This window comes from Paenibacillus sp. 01L418, assembly GCF_056400045.1.
Genome location: NZ_JBFTSN010000631.1, coordinates 1 through 2791, shown reverse-complemented (window position 1 = coordinate 2791; position 2791 = coordinate 1). Strand labels below are relative to the sequence as shown.

At 44.1% G+C, this 2791-nt stretch carries 4 protein-coding genes; 3 read left to right on the top strand and 1 reads right to left on the bottom strand.

Annotated features, from left to right (window positions below; translation table 11 throughout):
• The 3 genes from AC1DSE_RS33890 to AC1DSE_RS33880 all read left to right on the top strand — a co-directional run.
• On the top strand, positions 1–697 hold a 697-nt coding region (locus AC1DSE_RS33890), incomplete at its 5' end, for a helix-turn-helix domain-containing protein (RefSeq protein WP_477528972.1).
• Between the two features lie 49 nt (positions 698–746).
• Positions 747–908 (top strand): hypothetical protein, encoded by a 162-nt coding sequence (locus AC1DSE_RS33885; protein WP_339204950.1) that lies wholly within the window; start codon positions 747–749, stop codon positions 906–908.
• A gap of 47 nt (positions 909–955) precedes the next feature.
• Complete coding sequence (locus AC1DSE_RS33880; RefSeq protein WP_076267236.1) at positions 956–1600, top strand: metal-dependent hydrolase; 645 nt, start codon at positions 956–958, stop codon at positions 1598–1600.
• Between the two features lie 101 nt (positions 1601–1701).
• Here AC1DSE_RS33880 and AC1DSE_RS33875 read toward each other — a convergent pair whose 3' ends face one another.
• Positions 1702–2685, bottom strand: a complete 984-nt coding sequence (locus AC1DSE_RS33875; protein ID WP_477510416.1) for an alpha/beta hydrolase — start codon at positions 2683–2685, stop codon at positions 1702–1704.
• Positions 2686–2791 lie beyond the last annotated feature (106 nt).

The window sequence follows — 2791 nt, the reverse complement described above, 5'->3', positions numbered from 1 at the left end:
GCATAAGGTGCGGAAAGGTCAGGTATTTTTCATCCCTATCGGTATTTCTCATGTGTTCAGGCCGATCTCCTCCGACCAAGCCCGCAACCCATTAAGCGTATTCAACTGCGTCTTTTCTCCATTGCTGCTGCATAAGCTTAGTGCATTCGCTTCCGATTATCGCAGCGTGCAGTTTATTAATGATATGGAAAGCGGCAATTTTCCCTATTATTCTTGTATGGATACAAATAGTCAGTTTGAGAAGCTCTTTCTATCCTTGCATAGAGAATTTGAACTGACTCAGAGCGGCTCGTCCGATTACTTGCATACGCTGCTGCTCCAACTGCTCATTACTCTGCAGCGCTCTGTTGCTAGCGATCCGGAAGTTACGGCTCGTGCGCCGCAGCAGCTGGAATTTATAAAGCTGTTAAATGATCTTGATCAGCGTTTCCAGCAGGAGCTGACCCTAGCCAAGCTGGCCGAAACAAGCGGCTGGAGCGAGCGTCATCTGCAGCGGCTCTTTCAGCAGTATACGAAACAAAGCTTTCATCGTTATTTGCAAAATTTGCGTATCCAAAAAAGCCAAGAGCTGCTTCGCGGCTCTCAGCTAAAAATCAGTACCATTGCCGAAATGGTTGGCTATCGCGATATTCATTCTTTTAACGCATTGTTCAAAAGGTGCACCGGCATGACGCCTAGCGTCTATCGTAGAGGCTAGAGAATAACCTCAGCTGGCATGCCTAAGCAGAAGGAGGTTCAATATCATCATGTTTACTCTAAAAGAAAAGCTCTATTTGCTTCAGCTGCTGAAGCAGCAAAATCGGAAACGTTTATTTGGCTTTGGCAAAAAAGACCCGGCGCATGACCGGCTGGTAGAGAAGCTGGAGCAAATGGTTCGAAACGAGCAAGTTAACAAAGAACAACTATAATAGACTGCCATATTTCATGCCACGCATAGTCAGTCACAGGAGGAATTATGACAGGAAAGACCCATCTTGCCATCGGAGCAGCTGTTGGTGCAGCCGCTTCTGTTTATTATCCCTTTACGATCGAGCACGCCGCTTTGTACATTGCCGTAGCCGGATTTTCAGCGCTAAGCGCTGATCTTGACGGACCAAGCATGCTCAGCACCAAGCTCAGCAAGCTATCGAAGCTCATTCGTGAGCTTACGCTTTGGTCCGGGTGCCTCCTAGCCGGAATCGTTGCCTACTATTTTTTCACAGATCAATCTCCATCACCGGTGTACATAGGCGTCGCAGCCGCTATCTTCCTGCTGGGTCTTGTTGCTAAACAAGGCGTGATCCGAAATGTACTTGCCAGCGCAGTTGGCTGTGCGGTGATGTACGCAGGCTACTACTACCAAATGAACTGGCTTATCGGCTTCGGATTGTTTTCAGCTTGGGTGCCTTGGCTGAAGCACCGCGGTATGACGCATACGATATGGGCCGTTCCGATTTGGGGATATATCGGCCTTGGACTGGAAAACCAGCTCCAAATCGAAGGGATCGCGATCGTGGCTATGCTCGGTTATTTATCTCATCTCGTAGCGGATACACTCACGCCAAGCGGCGTAAAGTGGCTATATCCGCTTACGAAAAAATCTTTTAAAATCCGTTTATAATCTAAAAAAGCGGCAGCCTGGACGAGTTACCAACGTCCGAGACTGCCGCTTTTTATTTAGCCCAATATCTTATTGATCAACATCTGCTTCTAAATAATCATCTACTTGTCTTGTTTTACTTGCTCCATAAATGCCCGGAAGTTCTCTGCGATTTCTTTTGATTTAGTATGGTGCAAATAATGACCACCTTCAAAGGTCATCACTTTGCCATGAACAGAATCTTTTATTTGCTCTTCATGCAGCGGTATCCAACCTTTTACGCCTGTATTATTCGCTTGTATAAAGAAAATAAGGGGAAGCTCTTTTGGGAATGATAAGCTTCGAGCTGCAACAAAATTGGGATAAAGATTTTCCAATTCATTCAAGCTGGTGTTATTAAACATGTTTTTGTTTGACAGCATCTTCATTTGTTTTTTTGTTTCATCATCATATGGCATCCCAGCAAATGGATCCTCGCCAAAACTCGTCATCAATCTGCCGAAACCTGATTGTTTGAGCAGTTTGAAGGCTCCTAATGGCAATTTTTTATCCATACCGCCTTGCGCTGGAACACTCGTATCGATCCCGACAAATGCACTCACTTCGTTTGGATATTTGTTTACATAATCAAGTCCGTAAATGCCTGTAATGGAGTGACCCATTAGAATAAAACGGTCAATATTAAGGCTTTGCAGCGCTTCATGAACTTCACTTACAATATTATCTGTGGTTCGTTCTTTGTCGGTTCTATCACTTAATCCATAACCAAAAGGCTCAACCACGACAACTTTGTAAAATGGCGACAGCTCTTCAATTAGCGGCTTAAAATCAAGCGCTGGTGTCGCAGTTCCTTGGCCAGGCAGAAGCACGATTGTTTCTTCGCCTTGTCCCTGAATCAGAACATTCATATTTTTCCCGTCTACCTTTACAGACTGACCATAGGGTTTTATTTTACCTTCTTCTGATTTGCTGCTGATCTTATTAACGACAAATACTGTAGCTACAAAAAGAACGATTGCTATAACTATTACTGCTAATACTTTAAGTAAAATGAACAATATTTTTTTCATTTTACTGGCTGGTTTTTTACCTGTTTCCAAATCCATTTTCTTTACCTCTCGTATGCTCACTCTCATCTTCTCCTGTCATTAACTCTATGTTGGGCTTTCTTAATGGGCCGCTAAAGAAAGCTTATACGACGAAGATGTACTC